Source organism: Brevibacterium marinum, from assembly GCF_011927955.1.
In the GTDB taxonomy this organism is placed as follows: domain Bacteria; phylum Actinomycetota; class Actinomycetes; order Actinomycetales; family Brevibacteriaceae; genus Brevibacterium; species Brevibacterium marinum.
This window is the reverse complement of the sequence record NZ_JAATJN010000001.1, coordinates 1,141,618-1,156,580: the sequence shown is the minus strand read 5'-3', so window position 1 is coordinate 1,156,580 and position 14,963 is coordinate 1,141,618. Positions and strand designations below refer to the sequence as shown.

The window sequence follows — 14,963 nt, the reverse complement described above, 5'->3', positions numbered from 1 at the left end:
GACTGGATGCTAGCAAACGGTCATGACACCAGATCGGCTAATCAGCATCGATCGAATCAACATCGCACCGATCACCAGTGCCGATAGAATCGAGCCCATGTCGCAGAACGCTCCCCGCCTCCTCGTCGCCGCCCTCGGCGGAACCATCGCATCGACCTCGAATCAGTCGGGTGGTGTGTCCCCCGCCCTGAGCGGAGCGGAGATCGCCGCAGCCGCTGGCCTCGACCGGATCTGGCCGGACCTGCAGGCCGATTTCACCCAGGTGTCGCAGGTTTCGAGTGCCAATGTCACCCTCGACATGCTCTTCGACGTCCGCGAGCTCGCGCGCACGAGCGAGGCCGACGGCATCGTCCTCACCCAGGGCACGGACACCCTCGAGGAGAGCGCCTTCGCCCTCTGGCTGCTCAACGACTCGAGGATCCACATCGCGGCCACAGGGGCTATGCGCAATCCGACCCTCCCCGGCGCCGACGGGCCGGCGAACGTGCGTGCCGCCGCACTGACCGCCCTGTCGCCCCTGGTCGATGGACTGCCTTCAAGCCTGGTCTTCAACGACGAGATCCACGATCCGCGCTTCGTCCGCAAGTCACATGTGTCCTCGACTGCGGCGTTCTCATCGGGTCCTGTCCTCGGTGCGATCGGCTGGCTCAGCGAAGACGTCGTCCGGCTCCCCCATTCGCCGGTCGCCGCGGGTGTCTCGCCGTTCGCCGGTCTCGCCCGCCCGGAGTCCTTGGCCAAGGTCGCCCTCGCCGAGATGGGGATGGGCGAGCCCGAAGACACCCTGACTCGGATCATCGAATCTGAATTCGCCGGCGCCGTCATCTCGGGAGTCGGCGGCGGTCACGTCCCCGAACATCTGGTGCCGGCGGTGAACCGCCTCGGCGAGGCCATGCCCGTCGTCCTGGCCAGTCGGCCGGGCTCGGGTGCGAGCCTGACGAATACCTATGGCTATCCGGGTGGGGAGATCGGGCTGCTCGCCTCCGGGCTCATCCCCGCCGGGACCCTCGATGCGCGGAAGGCCCGAATCGTCCTGACCCTGGCCCTGAGCATGGGACTCGACCCCGCCGAGGTGTTCGCCGCGTTCGGGTGAGTGTCTGATGGACGGGCCGACGATGAGGTCGACCGGACGAGCGATGAACGAATCGACCGTCTGTGACGTCTGCTCTCAGCTCTCGGCGCCGACGGCCACGACCATCTTGCCGAAGTTCCCGCCGGTGAGCAGATCGTTGAAGTACTCGGGCGCCTTGTCCAGCCCCGGGCGGATGTCCTCGCGGTAGCGGACCTTGCCTTCCTTGACCCAGGCGCCCATGTCGGCCAGGAACGCCTCGTGGTGCTTCTCGACGAACTCGGTCTGGATGAAGCCGCGCACGTTCAGCGACCTCGTGAGGATGTTGCCCATGAGCGCACCCGAACGGTCCGGACCTTCGGGCAGTTCGGTGAGGTTGTAGTTGGCCACGAGTCCGCACACTGGCACTCGCGCATAGGTGTTCAAACGCGGCAGCACGGCCTTGAACACGTCACCGCCGACGTTCTCGAAGTAGACGTCGATGCCCTGCGGCACCGCCTCGGCGAGGTCGTTCTTGAGGTTGCCGGAGCGGTGGTCGAGCGCGACGTCGAAGCCCAACTCATTGAGATGCGCCACCTTGTCGGGGCCACCGGCGATGCCGACGGCCTTCGCACCCTTGATCTTCGCGATCTGACCGACGACCGAGCCGACGGGACCGGTGGCGGCGGCCACGGCCACGGTCTCCCCGGGCTGCGGGCGGCCGATCTCCAGCAGACCCGAGTATGCGGTGAAGCCGGGCATCCCGAGAACGCCGAGAGCGGTGCTGATCGGAGCGATCTCCGGGTCGACGCGGCGCAGGTGGGAGGCCTTCTCGACGGAATACTCCTGCCACCCGCCGTAGCCGAGGACGGTGTCGCCGGCGGAGAATTCGGAGGAATTCGACTCGACGACCTCGGAGACCGTGGCACCGACCATGACGTCGCCGACCTCGACCGGCTTCGCATAGGACTTGGCATCCGACATCCGGCCGCGCATGTACGGGTCGAGCGAGAGGTACAGGGTGCGCAGCAGCACCTCGCCCTCCCCCGGCGAACCGAGCTCAACCTCGTCGAACAGATAGTTCTCGGCCTTGGGCGCTCCGACCGGGCGCGAGTTCAGGCGAATCCTGTGGTTGGTCGTCATGGAGATGATTCCTTTCATCGACGCCGTGCGCCGTCTGCGCACGATCGCTTGTCAGATCCTGTCCTTGCTGTAGCAACCAGCACGGATCGGACGATGTTCCTGATTTCGCGAAGAATCCGAGGCAGCCGACTCCGCAACGAGCTCGCGCGCCCTGACCTCCCACCTCGGGTCGAATGCCCAGGTGAACTCGCCGAGGTTGTCGAGCAGTTGGGATCCGTTGCTCCGAATGATGTCCGACCACTCACGTGGCCAGGCACCGAAATTGGCAGCAGCGGCCAGCTCGTCGACGTCTTTGAACACCGCCCCGTTCGGATTGAGAGGCGCGTCCCCGCTCGTCGTGTACGCGGAAGTCGTGTGCCCGGAACTCGTGGGCTCGGAAACCACGTGCGCGGACGGCGCGTGAAGCGGTTCGGTGTCGACGGGGAACGTGATGTCGAGGATGTGATCGCTCGTGTACAGGACACCGTCCGTCCGCCGGTGCGTGGCTTCGAGATTGACGTACCAGTCGGCACGAACGGCATCGTCGGACATGCCACGAGCTGCGCCGGCGGCGCTGGAAACATTGCCGGAGACACCGGGCTTGAGGAGCACCCACACCGAGAAGGGCACACGTGCCGGGACGATCTTGAGCACTCCGAGCCCGCGCCAAGTGCCGGGAGCATTGATCCGGCGGGGCGCCTCGGCGAGGGGACGGAACCGTTCCTGCAATGGGACGTCGTGAGGATCGGAGCCCTCCCATCCGACGATTCTGGTGTCGGTGGTCGCAGTGCCACCGGCCATCCACAGCACGGCACCGGACGGAGAGTCCTCGATGACGCGCATCGGGCGACGCACCTCGGCGTGGTCACGGTCGAAGTCGAAGCGCCGAAACGACCAGATCACGGTTTCGCCCGGCGTCCAGAACGGCCCCTCGCCCACATGACGCGTACCGGCGGGGATGTCGATCTCGTACGGATCGGTGAACTCCATGAGGGCAGTTTAGGGTAGTGGCATGGATGACTTCACCCCTCCCGATCGCACGGACGCGACAGCCACGTCGATCCGGCCGCCGCGCACCGATGCCGACATTCCGGCCTACCTCGATGCGCTCGACATCCCCGGACTCGCCGACATCCACATCCATTTCCTGCCGCAGAACGTCCTGGACAAGGTGTGGGCCTACTTCGACGCCGCGGAGTCCAGCTACGGCTACCCCTGGCCCATCCACTACCGCTACGACACCGAAACCCGTCTGGACATCGTCCGCAAGCTGGGCGTTCGCGCGATCCCGGCCCTGACCTACCCGCACAAGCCCGGCATGGCGGCTTGGCTCAATGAGTGGAACCGCGAGTTCGCCGCCGTCCACGACGACGTCATCCACTGCGCGACGCTCTACGCCGAACCGGAATCCGCCGACTACGTCCCCGCCGCACTCGCGGCCGGTGCCCGACTGTTCAAGGTCCACATCCAGGTGGGCGGCTTCTCCCCCGACGACCGCGTGCTCGATCGCGCGTGGGCGGCACTCGCCGAGGCGCAGGTGCCCATCGTCATCCACGCCGGCTCCGAACCTCTGCCCGGAACCTACACCGGCCCACAGGCAGTGGCGAAGGTGCTCGAGCGCTTTCCGTCCCTGCAGTTCGTCATCGCCCACATGGGCATGCCCGAGTACGACGCCTTCGCCGACCTCGCCGAGGACTACAGCGGGGTCCACCTCGACACGACCATGTACGCCTCCGGGTTCTTCTCCTCCCCCGCCGAGGTGGACCCCGCTTATCGTCAGCGCTTGGCCGGCCTGCAGGAAAAGATCATCCTCGGCTCGGACTTCCCGAACATCCCCTACCCCTATGCGGACCAGATCTCAGGGCTGGCCGGACTCGAACTGGGCGACGAGTGGATGCGCTCGGTGCTGTGGCGCAACGGCGCGCGGGTACTCGGACTCGAAGGCTGAGCACTCAGCCCTCGCTTGGCGGCGGGGGCAGCCATTGCGTGGCCGAACGCTCAGCCCTCTCGTGGGATTCTCTCCGCCCCGATGACGCCGCGCAGCAGCTCGTCATCGATCGGCGCACCCCGCCTGGTCACGCTGATCAGACCGGTCGGCTCGAGGATCACGCAGGCCACCTCGGCGCGCTGCCGGATGCCGGCCATACGGAGCTTCGAATACACCTCGGCGGGGTCGACATGGGCCCGGGCGAGGTTGTCCGTCAACAGTTCGCTGCCGGCCATGAGCACGACGGCGGGACTGTTGACGATGCCGGCGATGCGGTGGAAGCGGCGGGCCTTTCCGGTCAGGGCCTGCAGGACCAGCAGGGTGGCCAGGGCCAGCAGACCGGCGATGAGAGTCGGGGTGTCGCCGAGGATCGCACGACCGATGATCGCACCGAGGGCGATGATGGCTGCGAGGTCGAAGCTCGAGAGATTGGCAAGGGTGCGCTGACCGGACACGCGCACGAGAAGGATGATGCCGAGGTAGAACGCAATGCAGGACACGACGATCCTCACCGCGTCGACGCCGTCGAGTCCGAATTCCACCCAGGTCCAGTCCATGCCTCTCCTCCCGACTGGATCTTACAACTTGACGGCCGCATCCCGGGAAGGGGGCGAGGAGGCGCCGGCGCATCGGCGCACGGGCAGGTCCGGTCTCAGCGGCGGCGCAGCCAATCGTCGACGGTGACGGTGGAGCGCCTCGGCGCATCGGGGATGAGCCCGTTGGCCGACACCGGGCCGGGGAGCGGAATGGGCACGATCGTGGGCACACGTGACACGCGCGCACCGGCACTCACGGCAGAATCGGCATTCACCGTCGCGGCAGCGATCCTGCCGGCGATCGTCGGGAAGTCACTGATTTCGGGGCCGGCGACTTCGACGGTGCCGCGTTCACCTGCGTCGACGGCTTCGGCCATCATCCGAGCAGCCTCGTCCGCCGCCAGCGCCTGGACCCGCATCCGCGGCACGAAGGCCACCGGACCGGCGGTGAACGTCATCGATTCGACGAGCTCGAACCACTGGGTCGACCGGAACATCAGCAGCTGGTCGGCGGGAACCAGCCTGCGATAGACCCGCTCCTGCAGGTCCTTGCCCTGATAGTAGCCGAGCAGTCTGGACTCGGCGACCTCTGGTCGGAACGCAATGGACAGGCAGGCCATGGCCGCACCCGGGTTCTCCGCCGCGGCCAGGGCGATCGAGCGTGAACTGCGTGAGAAGAAGTCGAGTGCCTTGTGCCTATTGTTCGTCATGTGGTTGACGCAGTCGACGAGGACATCGCTGCCAACGGCGGCCTCGGTGACTCCCTCTCCGGCATAGGTGTCGACCCCGATGCCGCGGTGGGCGGCGATCACCGAGTGGCCGCGTTGACGCAGGTGGGTCACGAGCCGACGGCCGAAGGTTCCGGTGGCTCCATAGACGGTGATCTGCATGGCACTTCCCTTGAGTTCGGTGGACCGGCGAATGCTGTGTCGCCGGACCGGACACGGTGGGCCCCAGTCTAAGTCTGTTGCCTCGGGCTTCGCTGAGCCTAGTTCTGCTCGATGGTGATCGCGCCCATATCGGCGCTCGCTGACACCGGAATGACCGTTTTGCCCTCGGCGTCGCTCGAATCCTTCGATGCGTCGTACTTCTTGAGGTCCTTGGCCAGATCCACGCTGCCCTGATTCGAGTTCGCACTGATGCGGTAGAACAGATCCTCGGCGTCACCGGCACTGTCACCCGTGGAGGCGGCAGACTCGGCGGCCATCCTCTCCTGGGCCAGGTCCAGACGCGGCAGACGGATGTCGATCGAACCTTCGTCGGCCTTGGCCACGATGCCGGACATCGGCACCATGTCGTTGGAGAAGTCGAGATCGATCGTTCCCGTCGAGGTCACCGCGTCAACGTGGTCGCGGACGTTGAGGTTGGAACCGTTGAGCGTACCCACACCGGTCTTGGACTCGATGATGTCGAAGGTTCCGCTCAGGTCGGTCATTCCGTAGTCGGTCGAGGTCTGCACGCGCTCGGCCGAGCCGCTGACATCGACCGCGCCGCCGTCAGTCTTGGCGACGATCTCCCGGTAGTCACCCGCGACGTCGATGGCACCGTAGCCGCCGTTGAAATCGAGCTTCATCTCCTCCGAGGTCTCCACAGGAAGGGTCACCTCGATCCGCGCGTTCTCGAGGTTTCGCTGATCGTCGACGGACACGGTCGATGAGTCACCGGATCCTCTCACCCGCAGCGTCGGTGCTTCGTCACGAGGCCCCGTGGCGGTGAGCCGGACGGTCGGCTCATCGGTCTCGGCGGTCTTGACGGTCACTGATGCGGTGGTGTCGAGGAGGAAGTTCAGGTCTGTGGTCGCAGTCGAGAGCGGCTTCGCGACTTCGAGATTCGTGTAGTTCAGACGAGAGGCTCCGTGGGCGACGCTGAAGGCGATGGGAACGAGGAGGACGACGAGCGCGACGATCGTGATGATGATGCGCATGCTCGTGCGGGTGGATTCGCTGACGTGGACAGTGGCAGGCATTCTATGCTCCGAGGAATGTGAGGACGGCAAGGATTCGTCGATTGTCAGAGGTGTCGGCGGTGAGGCCGAACTTGGTGAAGACCGAGCTGATGTGCTTCTCAACCGCTCCCGCGCTGAGGTAGAGGATGCGGGCGATCGCGGCATTCGATTTACCCTCGGCCATGAGCTGGAGGACTTCGAGTTCGCGGGGGCTCAGGGTTGAGAGCCCGTCCTTCTTGCGTGTGCGCACGAGGATCTGCGAGACGACCTCGGGGTCGAGGACCGTGCCACCGGCGGCGACCTCGTCGACGGCGGCGAGGAAGTCCTCGACATCGGCGACTCGGTCCTTGAGCAGATATCCGAAGCCACCGGTGTTCTCCGCGATGAGTTCGGACGCGTACTGCTCCTCCACATACTGGCTGAACACGAGCACCTTGACATCCGGGTTCTGTTTGCGGATGAGCACGGCGGCGCGGACGCCTTCATCGGTGAACGTCGGCGGCATGCGCACGTCGATGACGGCGAGGTCGGGCGGGGTGCTGTGGACTGTTGCGAGGAGCTCATTGGCATCGGGGACCGCGGCGATCACCTCGTGGCCGGCATCGACCAGAAGCCTCTCGAGTCCAGCTCGCAAGATCGCAGAGTCTTCGGCAATTACGATGCGCATGGCACCTCCACAACGACAGTAGTTGGCCCACCTGCGGGGCTGGTCAGGTTCAGTGTCCCACGAGCGGCTTCGACGCGATCGACCAATCCGGCGATCCCGGTGTGACGACCCGAACGATCGATGCGTGCACCGCCGTGGCCGTTGTCGGTGACGACGATCTGGATCCCCGTCTCGATCGGGGCGACGAAGACGCGGGCATGTGTCGCACCCGAGTGTTTGGCGATGTTCGCCAGGCACTCGGCGACGACGAAGTAAGCCACGGCTTCGGCCTCTCGATCGATGCGTCCGGCCAGGCGGACGTCGACCTCGACGGGGATCGTTGAGCGTCCTGCCAGGGCGGACACGGCCGCATCGAGGCCGCGGTCGGTGAGCACGGCAGGGTGGATCCCGCGTGCCAGTTGGCGGAGTTCGTTGACGATGCCCTTCGCCTCGGCGTGGGCCTCGGAGACGAGCTCTTTGGCGCGTTCGGGATCCTTGTCGATCTTCGACTTCGCCATGCCCAGGGTCATGCTCAGGGCGACGAGGCGTGGCTGGGCTCCGTCGTGGAGGTCGCGTTCGATGCGCAGTCGCTCCGCACCCGCCGCTTCGATCCCGGCCATGCGGGCACGGTCGAGATCGGTGACCTCGGCCTGCAGGGCAGCCGTGCGTGCCGGTGCCAGCAGGCTGCGGTCCAGTGCCCTGTCGAGGTACGGGGCGAACCACAGGATCGCCACCGAGCTGGCGAAGACGATGAGAGAGCCGATGGCGACGCCGGTGCGCCCCAGCCCGCCGGTGGTCCCACGGAAGAAGAAGTTGGTGATGCCCTCAGGGTTGATGGCGCTGAAGACGCCGATGATGGCACCGCAGATGCCGGCGATGGTGCCGGCGACGATGACCGCGCCGAGCAGCATCTTCACGTAATGGTGGGCCGTCGAGCGCCAGAAGGAACCGGACTTCACGTGCAGCCAGCGGTTGTGGAAGAACCGGCCGAAGCCCGATTCGCGGGTGCTGCGTTCGATCTTCGGGACCGGTATCCGGTCGCCGTAGATGAGTTCGGCTCGGTAGCGTTCGAAGACGTTCGCGCCCTGTTGGATGATGACCCAGACGACGAGAGCGAGCACGCCGAGGCCGAGGGCGAAGATACCGCCGAAGCCGGTGAACAGCAGTCCGAGGGGAATCCAGGCCCAGATCACCGCCATCACGGCAGAGAGCACGAGGTTCGCGACTCCGACGATCCCGACTCGCTTCTGCGGCCATTCGATCGGGCCGTCGGCGGGGACCTCCGTGACCTCCTCGCGCGTCAGCGGCATCGCGCCCGTCACGGGTGCGGAGGTGACGTGTTCCGGACTCGGCTTCTTCCGCCGAGGTGGCCGCATCGGCTGCATCGGCATCTGAGCGTTGACAGCGTGGTTCGGGTGGGTGCGGGGAGCGCTGCCGGGCTGCTGGGGGTAGGCGGGTTGAGGGCCGCCGGCGGGCTGTGGAGGGCCGGCGGGCTGGGGGTGGCCGCCGCCTTGCGGAGGAACAGGCTGGCCCGGGTGACCGGCGGGCTGGGAGTGACCGGCGGCTTGCGGCGGACCGGGCTGGCCCGGGTGGCCGTGCTGCTGGTGGCCGGGCGGGAATGCTTGGGTGGGCTGGGGTCCGGGTACTTGCTGTGGGGGTGCCGACTGATGGGGCACCTGCTCCGGGTGCCCCTGAGGGGAGTTCGCATTCACCGCAGAGGTCTGGGGATATGCCTGGGTGTACTGCTGCGTCGGGTAGTCGCTTGCCGGCGGCTGCTGATGTCCACCCGATCCGAATCGCTGATCGGTGCCGGGACTGAAGTCGGCGCCGTGGCCGATCTCGGCACCAGGGCGGAAGGGGAGGTCCATGTCCATCGGCGCGGTCCGGAACTGTCCGGCCTCCGTCGCCATCGGCGCGCTGTCGAAGGCGCCGTTCGCCTGCTCGCTCGAATCGTCATCGGTCGAGTCATGCGAAGTCTCGGCCACTTCCGAGGTCGGCGGCGCATTGACGATTGACTCGGCACTGAACGACTTCTGTTCGTCCGGTGTCTCGAAGTCCGGGGAATCGGCGCCCTGCGGCTCCGATCCTTGTGGGTTCTCGGGGGTGTTCTCACTCATAGCAAATACGCTACGGGAGTCGACGAGCCGCCGACAGCACGTTGACCGCCTACCCTGCGTCGGGTTTTCCCCCACACCGTTGGCGGCAACTTCTACCCGAGCCACCATTCACTACCGTTGGCACAGCGCTGGGCACCGCCAGCCTCTTTTCATACCGCTGCAAAGGGGTGATTCGGGAGTGACGGTGAGGGGTTCACATCCGGAGCGTTCGCATCCGGAGCCCGCGTCGTCGTGGCAAGCGCGGAGTCGAGGTCGGCAAGGATGTCGGCGATGTCTTCGATGCCCAGGGACAGGCGGATGAATGTCGGTGAGACGCTGAGTTCGCAGTCGGCAATGGCCAGGTGGGTCATGGTCGCCGGGTGGTCGATGAGGGACTCGACGCCGCCGAGCGATTCGGCCAGGGTGATGAGTTCCGTGCTCTGAACCAGCGACAGAGCGCGCTCCTCGGTGTCGGTGCGAAATGACACGACTCCCCCGAAGCCGCTCATCTGCTTCTTCGCGACCTCGTGACCGGGGTGCGAGGGCAGCCCGGGGTAGTACACCTCGGCGATCTCGGGACGGTTCTCCAGCCACTGCGCCACGGCCTGCGCGTTCTCGCAGTGCTTGGCCATGCGCACCGGCAGGGTCTTGATGCCGCGGCGCGTCAGCCAGGCGTCGAACGGGGCGATGCCCAACCCCACGGATGCCAGGTGGGACTCGAGACGAGGAACAGCCTCGGCGGCACGGGGACAGGTCGAGCCGTCACCGGCGAGGACGGCACCGCCGATGACATCGGAGTGGCCGTTGATGAACTTCGTCGTCGAGTGGATGACGACATCGGCCCCGAGCTCGATCGGGCGCTGGAGGATGGGGGTGGCGAAGGTGGAGTCGACGGCGAGGACCGCATCGTTGGCGTGCGCCAGCCTGGCCGTCTCCTCGATGTCGACGATGTCGAGCCCGGGGTTGCTCGGGGTCTCGACCCACACGATTGCGGTCCGCTCCGAGATCGCGGCCGCCAGCGCCTCGGTGTCGGTGAGGTCGACGGTGCGGATGCTGACACCCCAGCGCTCGTATTCGTTGACCAGCAGCCGGTAGGTGCCGCCGTAGATGTCGCGGGGGATGATGATCTCGTCGCCGGGACCCAGCAGTGCGGAGAAGATGGCGACCTCCGCCGAGGTGCCCGAATTCACCGCTGCTGCGAAGCTCGCGTTCTCGAGTTCGCACAGCACCTGCTCGAGGTCGCTGCGGTTCGGGGTCCCGGTGCGCGCATAGTCGAAGCCGGCGCGTGTCCGGCCCGGGGTGTCCATCATGAAGGTCGAGGTCTGGAAGATCGGGGCGACGACCGAACCGGTGTGAGATTCGGGGTCGGCGCCCGAATGCACAGAGCGGGTCGAGATTCCGTTCTGGGTGATGCTCATGGCGGGTCCTTCCTTCACTGATGACCCCCGATCGGTTCCGCGGCTCTCGCCACCGGGATCGAGGTATCACCAGTCTGACCCGCGCGCAGGCCGGCCGGGCCCGTGCGTGTCCCGAGAAGTCACCGCCTGTCATGTTCGAGTCTTCGGGAGTCATCTTTCGTCATGCGAGCGGCTGGGGCATGCAAGCGGCTGGGGCGCAGCCGCAACCCGCTCGACCTCGCCCGGACCTGGGACCGGCGTCTTCAGGCATGCGACCAGCACCAGGGAGGCCACGAGCGTGCTCACCGAGACCAGTGTCCAGATCAGCGGCGCGATTCCGACGAGGAGGGCGATGGCAATCCCGGCCATCGCGAGCCCGACCGCGAGGATTCCGCGGGTGCGCTGACTCCACTGGAGCCTGCCCCCGCGGGCCGATCTCACCGGATCCTCCGTGCCCACCGTGCTCGCCGAGTCGCCCGCCGGGGCGCCCAACGCGGTGCCCGCCGAGTCGCCCGCCGGGGCGCCCAACGCGGTGCCCGCCGAGTCGCCCGCCGGGGCGCCCGAAGAGTCAACGCCGGCGGAGGTGAGTTCGCGCGCTACTCCCGTAATCGCCCGTCCCGCACGTTCCAGGGTCGCTTCACTGAAGAAGCGCACCTTCGACATGGCGATCGCCAACGCAGAAGCGAGGACCATCACCGCCAGCAGCCAGAGCAGACGGCTTGCCCACCACCAGGCTGATTCGATCTCCGGGAGGACGAACCCTGCCAGCGACAGATTTGGGCCGAGCCAGACGCCCGAGACGAGATTCGCCAGGTATCCGAGCCCGCCGATGAGCGTGGTGACGATCGGCATGTGCCACAGGTAGACGTGCATTCCGTAGTCGTTGCCCCAGGCGATGATCCGATCCCAGAGACGTCCCTGATATTCGTGCCCCACGGCTGTGGGATCCGAGCCGCCCGCGACCAGGGTGCTCAACCACGAGTGCCCCAGACGCAGAACGCACATCTGCGCCACTCCGAGCAGCACCAGAGCACCCGTGGGCGGATTGAGGTTGACGAGCATGTTCGGGCTGTACACCCCAAGCGCGACAAGAGCGCCGAGGGCCACCAAGGCCAAGCTCATGACGGTCCAATTCAGCCACACTCGCACCGGCGACCGGAGGACATCGGCGAAGACGAACCCGCACTGCTGGATCAGCGGCCAGACGAAGAGGAAGTTGAGATACCCGAGTGCGCTCACCCCTGTGATGCCGACCAGACCGTCCACCGCGACGACAACGCCGGCGAGCGCAAGGATCGTCCGTTTCGGCGCCCGTTCGTGGAAGTGTGCGGCCACAGGGACCAAGGATGTCAGTCCGACGTAAACGGCGAGGAACCACAATGGCTGACCGATCCGAGCGCTGGCCTCGGCGAGGAGTTCTGCGGGCACGCCCAGTTCCGAGGCGACAGACAGTCCCACACCGGCGATGCCGATGAGCACGGCCACCGGAATGACGAGCCGACGCAGGCGTGAACGCAGATAGTCGACCCACGTCCCGCCCTTGGCTTGGGTGCGACGCCAACCGCTCAGGGAGGCATAGCCGCCGATGAAGTAGAACAGCGGCATGATCTGGAAGAACCAGGACGCGATGGTGAATCCTGTGGTCGTGGACAGAGCCACCGTGGGGATGACGGTGCCGTCGGGGCCGAGAACGGCGGCACTCATCATCGAGTGCAGGATGACCACAACGAAGAGGCAGCCGAAGCGGATGAGGTCGATCGCCCGGTCACGATGAGGAGCCCGACGGCTGCCGGACGCTGTGCTGGTGGGCGCGGTGGTTGTGACCTCAGGCGGGCCACTGAGGGTGAGGGACATTTCGGCTCCTGGAACGGTTCGGCGATGTTCGACTGACCCGAAGCTATGAGCCGGGGTCTCCTCTCCACATCACCTCAGAGTTCCGATCTGGGCGCTCCCACACGCTACTTCCGGGTGAAGCCGGTCCCAACAGGTGCAAGAATGGCGGCAGAGGCCTCACTACACAGGTGCAGAACCGGCGACAGGAGTCCCCGCGGGCTCAACGACCCGAGCAAGGAGCATGCAGATGACGACGATCGCCTTCGAGACCACAGACCTGCCCATCATCGGCGCCCCGATGGCCGGCGGAACGACGACTCCCGAGCTCACCGCCGCCGTCGCCCGAGCCGGCGGATTCCCCTTCGTGGCCGGTGGCTACCTCACGGCCGATGCCCTCGCCCCGCTGATCGAGCGCATGCGAGAGACGACCGAGAACTTCGGAGTCAATCTCTTCGTCCCGGCCCCGGTGCCCATCGATCGTGGCGCCTTCGACGCGTTCGTCTCGGCGCTCGAGCCCGTCGCGGCCGATCACGGCGTTGCCATCGATCCGGAGCCCGTCGAAGACGACGATCACTACGACGAAAAGGTCGACCACCTCGTCGACGATCCCGTGCCCCTGGTGTCGATGACGTTCAACATCCCCGCCGCCGAGGTGGTCGATCGTCTCCATTCCGTCGGCACCCAGGTGGTGGCCACCGTGACGACGACTGCCGAGGCGCGCACCGCCGCCGATCGCGGGGTCGACGCCCTCATCGTGCAGGGCCCTCGAGCCGGCGGGCACTCGGGCACGGCCGATCCGACTCGGGACATCGATGACCGAGCCACGTCCGACCTCGTTCGTGATGTCCTCGCCGAGGTGAGCCTGCCCGTGGCCGCGGGAGGCGGAGTCGACAGCGCGGATGCCGTGGACGAGCTGCTGCAGGCAGGGGCGAGCGCTGTCGTCGTCGGCACCCTCCTGCTGCGCAGCGACGAAGCCGGCACTTCAGAGGCGCACCGGGCCGCACTGCAGTCCGAGAAGTTCGATGAGACACGACTGACCAGGGCGTTCACCGGTCGGCCCGCTCGGGCGCTGGTCAATGACTTCGTGAGGAAGTTCGATCCGATCGCGGTCGACGCCTACCCGGCCGTCCATCATCTGACGAAGTCGTTCCGTGCCCAGGCGAAGAAGGACGACGACCCCCAGGGCCTGCACCTCTGGGCCGGAACCGGCTTTCGCGGCGCCCGGACAGGATCGGCCGAGACCATCGTCAAGGAACTCGGCGCTCCCTTCGCCCGGGGCTGACGTCGTCAGCGGACGCTCGCACCTCCCCGCCAAACCGCAGACGTACCTTAGCTGGACGTTTTGGACCGAGAATAGGCACATTCTTCGGCCCAAAACGTCCAGCTAAGAATGCTTCGCACTGGGTAGCGACTCTGCCCGTCCGCATTCAGCTGCCGGCGACGACCAGCCCGGATTCGTAGGCGGCGACGACGATCTGCGTGCGATCGCGCAGACCCAGCTTCGACAGGATCCTGGACACGTGGGTCTTGACGGTCTGTTCGGCCAGGAACAGCCGCTCGGCCACCTCGGCGTTGGCATGACCCTTGGCCACCAGCCTCATGACGTCGATCTCACGGTCGGTCAGCTGCCCGAGGACGGCCGTGTCCTTGGAGATCTTCGGACCGCTGACGTACTCGGAGATGAGGCGACGGGTCACGGACGGCGCCAGCAGCGACTGCCCCTCGGCGACCACGCGGACGGCGGTGATCATGTCCTCGGCGGTGGCATCCTTGAGCAGGAAGCCGCTGGCTCCGGCACGCAGGGCGGAGAACACGTACTCGTCGGCGTCGAAGGTGGTGAGCATGATGACCTTCGGGTGTTCGCCGGGCATGGAGAAGACGGCTCGGGTGGCGTCCAGACCGTTGAGCTTCGGCATCCGGATGTCCATGAGGATGACGTCCGGCGCGGTCCGGCGCACGAGGTCGACGACCTGCGAACCGTCCTCGGCGCTGCCGACGACGCTCATGTCCGGCTGCGCGTCGAGGAGGGCGCCGAATCCCTGCCGCACCATGGCCTGGTCGTCGACGATGGCGACTCGGGTCGTCTCGGTCGCCGGCGGCGGCATCCCGTCGCTCGCGATCGACCCCGGTGTCGGACTCGGCGTTGGGCGCGGTGTCGGACTCGGACCTGACGCTCCTGCTTCTGGCATGCTCTCACGCTACCCGACCGGCACCGCCTGAGACCCCTGAAAACCGTGACAACTCGGCGATCGCATCGGGCTCAGCGATGATTTCATCCGGAAGTACCACACGGCGATCCGCACAATCACTCCTTCGTATGATGCGCACCGCGACACTCTGTCCTTAGCGTGCACAT

13 protein-coding genes are annotated in these 14,963 nt (G+C 66.5%); 3 read left to right on the top strand and 10 right to left on the bottom strand.

Annotated features, from left to right (window positions below):
* The first annotated feature begins 97 nt into the window (after positions 1-97).
* Positions 98-1,090: an asparaginase gene (locus BKA07_RS05030; protein WP_167949932.1), complete on the top strand. Its 993-nt coding sequence runs from the start codon at positions 98-100 to the stop codon at positions 1,088-1,090.
* Positions 1,091-1,165: 75 nt separating this feature from the next.
* Here the strand turns inward: BKA07_RS05030 and BKA07_RS05025 are convergent, their stop codons facing one another.
* Both BKA07_RS05025 and BKA07_RS05020 read right to left on the bottom strand, forming a co-directional pair.
* Positions 1,166-2,188, bottom strand: coding sequence for an NADP-dependent oxidoreductase (locus tag BKA07_RS05025; protein ID WP_167949931.1), 1,023 nt, complete (start codon positions 2,186-2,188; stop codon positions 1,166-1,168).
* 51 nt (positions 2,189-2,239) lie between these two features.
* Positions 2,240-3,157 (bottom strand): DUF402 domain-containing protein, encoded by a 918-nt coding sequence (locus BKA07_RS05020; protein ID WP_167949930.1) that lies wholly within the window; start codon positions 3,155-3,157, stop codon positions 2,240-2,242.
* Positions 3,158-3,179: 22 nt separating this feature from the next.
* Between BKA07_RS05020 and BKA07_RS05015 the strand changes: the two genes are divergently transcribed.
* Entirely contained in the window at positions 3,180-4,115 is a 936-nt protein-coding gene (locus tag BKA07_RS05015; protein WP_167949929.1) for an amidohydrolase family protein, read from the top strand.
* A 50-nt stretch (positions 4,116-4,165) separates the two neighbouring features.
* Here BKA07_RS05015 and BKA07_RS05010 read toward each other — a convergent pair whose 3' ends face one another.
* The 7 genes from BKA07_RS05010 to BKA07_RS04980 form a co-directional block, all read right to left on the bottom strand.
* Positions 4,166-4,711, bottom strand: a complete 546-nt coding sequence (locus tag BKA07_RS05010; protein ID WP_167949928.1) for a DUF421 domain-containing protein — start codon at positions 4,709-4,711, stop codon at positions 4,166-4,168.
* Positions 4,712-4,806: 95 nt separating this feature from the next.
* Complete coding sequence (locus tag BKA07_RS05005) at positions 4,807-5,580, bottom strand: SDR family oxidoreductase (RefSeq protein ID WP_167949927.1); 774 nt, start codon at positions 5,578-5,580, stop codon at positions 4,807-4,809.
* A gap of 98 nt (positions 5,581-5,678) precedes the next feature.
* On the bottom strand, positions 5,679-6,656 hold the full coding sequence (locus tag BKA07_RS05000) for a DUF4097 family beta strand repeat-containing protein (RefSeq protein ID WP_167949926.1): 978 nt from the start codon (positions 6,654-6,656) through the stop codon (positions 5,679-5,681).
* A gap of 1 nt (position 6,657) precedes the next feature.
* Positions 6,658-7,302, bottom strand: coding sequence for a response regulator transcription factor (locus BKA07_RS04995; protein ID WP_167949925.1), 645 nt, complete (start codon positions 7,300-7,302; stop codon positions 6,658-6,660).
* A complete protein-coding gene (locus BKA07_RS04990; RefSeq protein ID WP_167949924.1) occupies positions 7,290-9,398 on the bottom strand; it encodes a sensor histidine kinase in 2,109 nt (702 codons plus the stop codon). Before BKA07_RS04990 ends, BKA07_RS04995 begins: the two co-directional genes overlap by 13 nt.
* Positions 9,399-9,547: 149 nt before the next feature.
* Positions 9,548-10,795, bottom strand: a complete 1,248-nt coding sequence (locus tag BKA07_RS04985) for a trans-sulfuration enzyme family protein (protein ID WP_245161842.1) — start codon at positions 10,793-10,795, stop codon at positions 9,548-9,550.
* Between the two features lie 150 nt (positions 10,796-10,945).
* Entirely contained in the window at positions 10,946-12,628 is a 1,683-nt protein-coding gene (locus BKA07_RS04980; RefSeq protein WP_167949923.1) for an acyltransferase family protein, read from the bottom strand.
* Between the two features lie 133 nt (positions 12,629-12,761).
* Here BKA07_RS04980 and BKA07_RS04975 point away from each other — a divergent pair, with 133 nt between their 5' ends.
* The gene (locus BKA07_RS04975; RefSeq protein ID WP_342448994.1) at positions 12,762-13,889 is read left to right on the top strand and encodes a nitronate monooxygenase; all 1,128 of its coding nucleotides are present in this window, start codon (positions 12,762-12,764) and stop codon (positions 13,887-13,889) included.
* Positions 13,890-14,034: 145 nt separating this feature from the next.
* Here the strand turns inward: BKA07_RS04975 and BKA07_RS04970 are convergent, their stop codons facing one another.
* Positions 14,035-14,712, bottom strand: coding sequence for a response regulator (locus tag BKA07_RS04970; RefSeq protein ID WP_167952896.1), 678 nt, complete (start codon positions 14,710-14,712; stop codon positions 14,035-14,037).
* Positions 14,713-14,963: the final 251 nt, after the last annotated feature.

Coding starts and splice junctions, on each gene's coding strand:
- BKA07_RS05010 (WP_167949928.1), bottom strand. CDS start 4,711: ATGGACTGGACCTGGGTGGAATTCGGACTCGACGGCGTCGACGCGGTG.
- BKA07_RS05000 (WP_167949926.1), bottom strand. CDS start 6,656: ATGCCTGCCACTGTCCACGTCAGCGAATCCACCCGCACGAGCATGCGC.
- BKA07_RS05020 (WP_167949930.1), bottom strand. CDS start 3,157: ATGGAGTTCACCGATCCGTACGAGATCGACATCCCCGCCGGTACGCGT.
- BKA07_RS04980 (WP_167949923.1), bottom strand. CDS start 12,628: ATGTCCCTCACCCTCAGTGGCCCGCCTGAGGTCACAACCACCGCGCCC.
- BKA07_RS04995 (WP_167949925.1), bottom strand. CDS start 7,302: ATGCGCATCGTAATTGCCGAAGACTCTGCGATCTTGCGAGCTGGACTC.
- BKA07_RS05015 (WP_167949929.1), top strand. CDS start 3,180: ATGGATGACTTCACCCCTCCCGATCGCACGGACGCGACAGCCACGTCG.
- BKA07_RS04990 (WP_167949924.1), bottom strand. CDS start 9,398: ATGAGTGAGAACACCCCCGAGAACCCACAAGGATCGGAGCCGCAGGGC.
- BKA07_RS05025 (WP_167949931.1), bottom strand. CDS start 2,188: ATGACGACCAACCACAGGATTCGCCTGAACTCGCGCCCGGTCGGAGCG.
- BKA07_RS04985 (WP_245161842.1), bottom strand. CDS start 10,795: ATGAGCATCACCCAGAACGGAATCTCGACCCGCTCTGTGCATTCGGGC.
- BKA07_RS04970 (WP_167952896.1), bottom strand. CDS start 14,712: ATGCCGCCGCCGGCGACCGAGACGACCCGAGTCGCCATCGTCGACGAC.
- BKA07_RS05005 (WP_167949927.1), bottom strand. CDS start 5,580: ATGCAGATCACCGTCTATGGAGCCACCGGAACCTTCGGCCGTCGGCTC.
- BKA07_RS05030 (WP_167949932.1), top strand. CDS start 98: ATGTCGCAGAACGCTCCCCGCCTCCTCGTCGCCGCCCTCGGCGGAACC.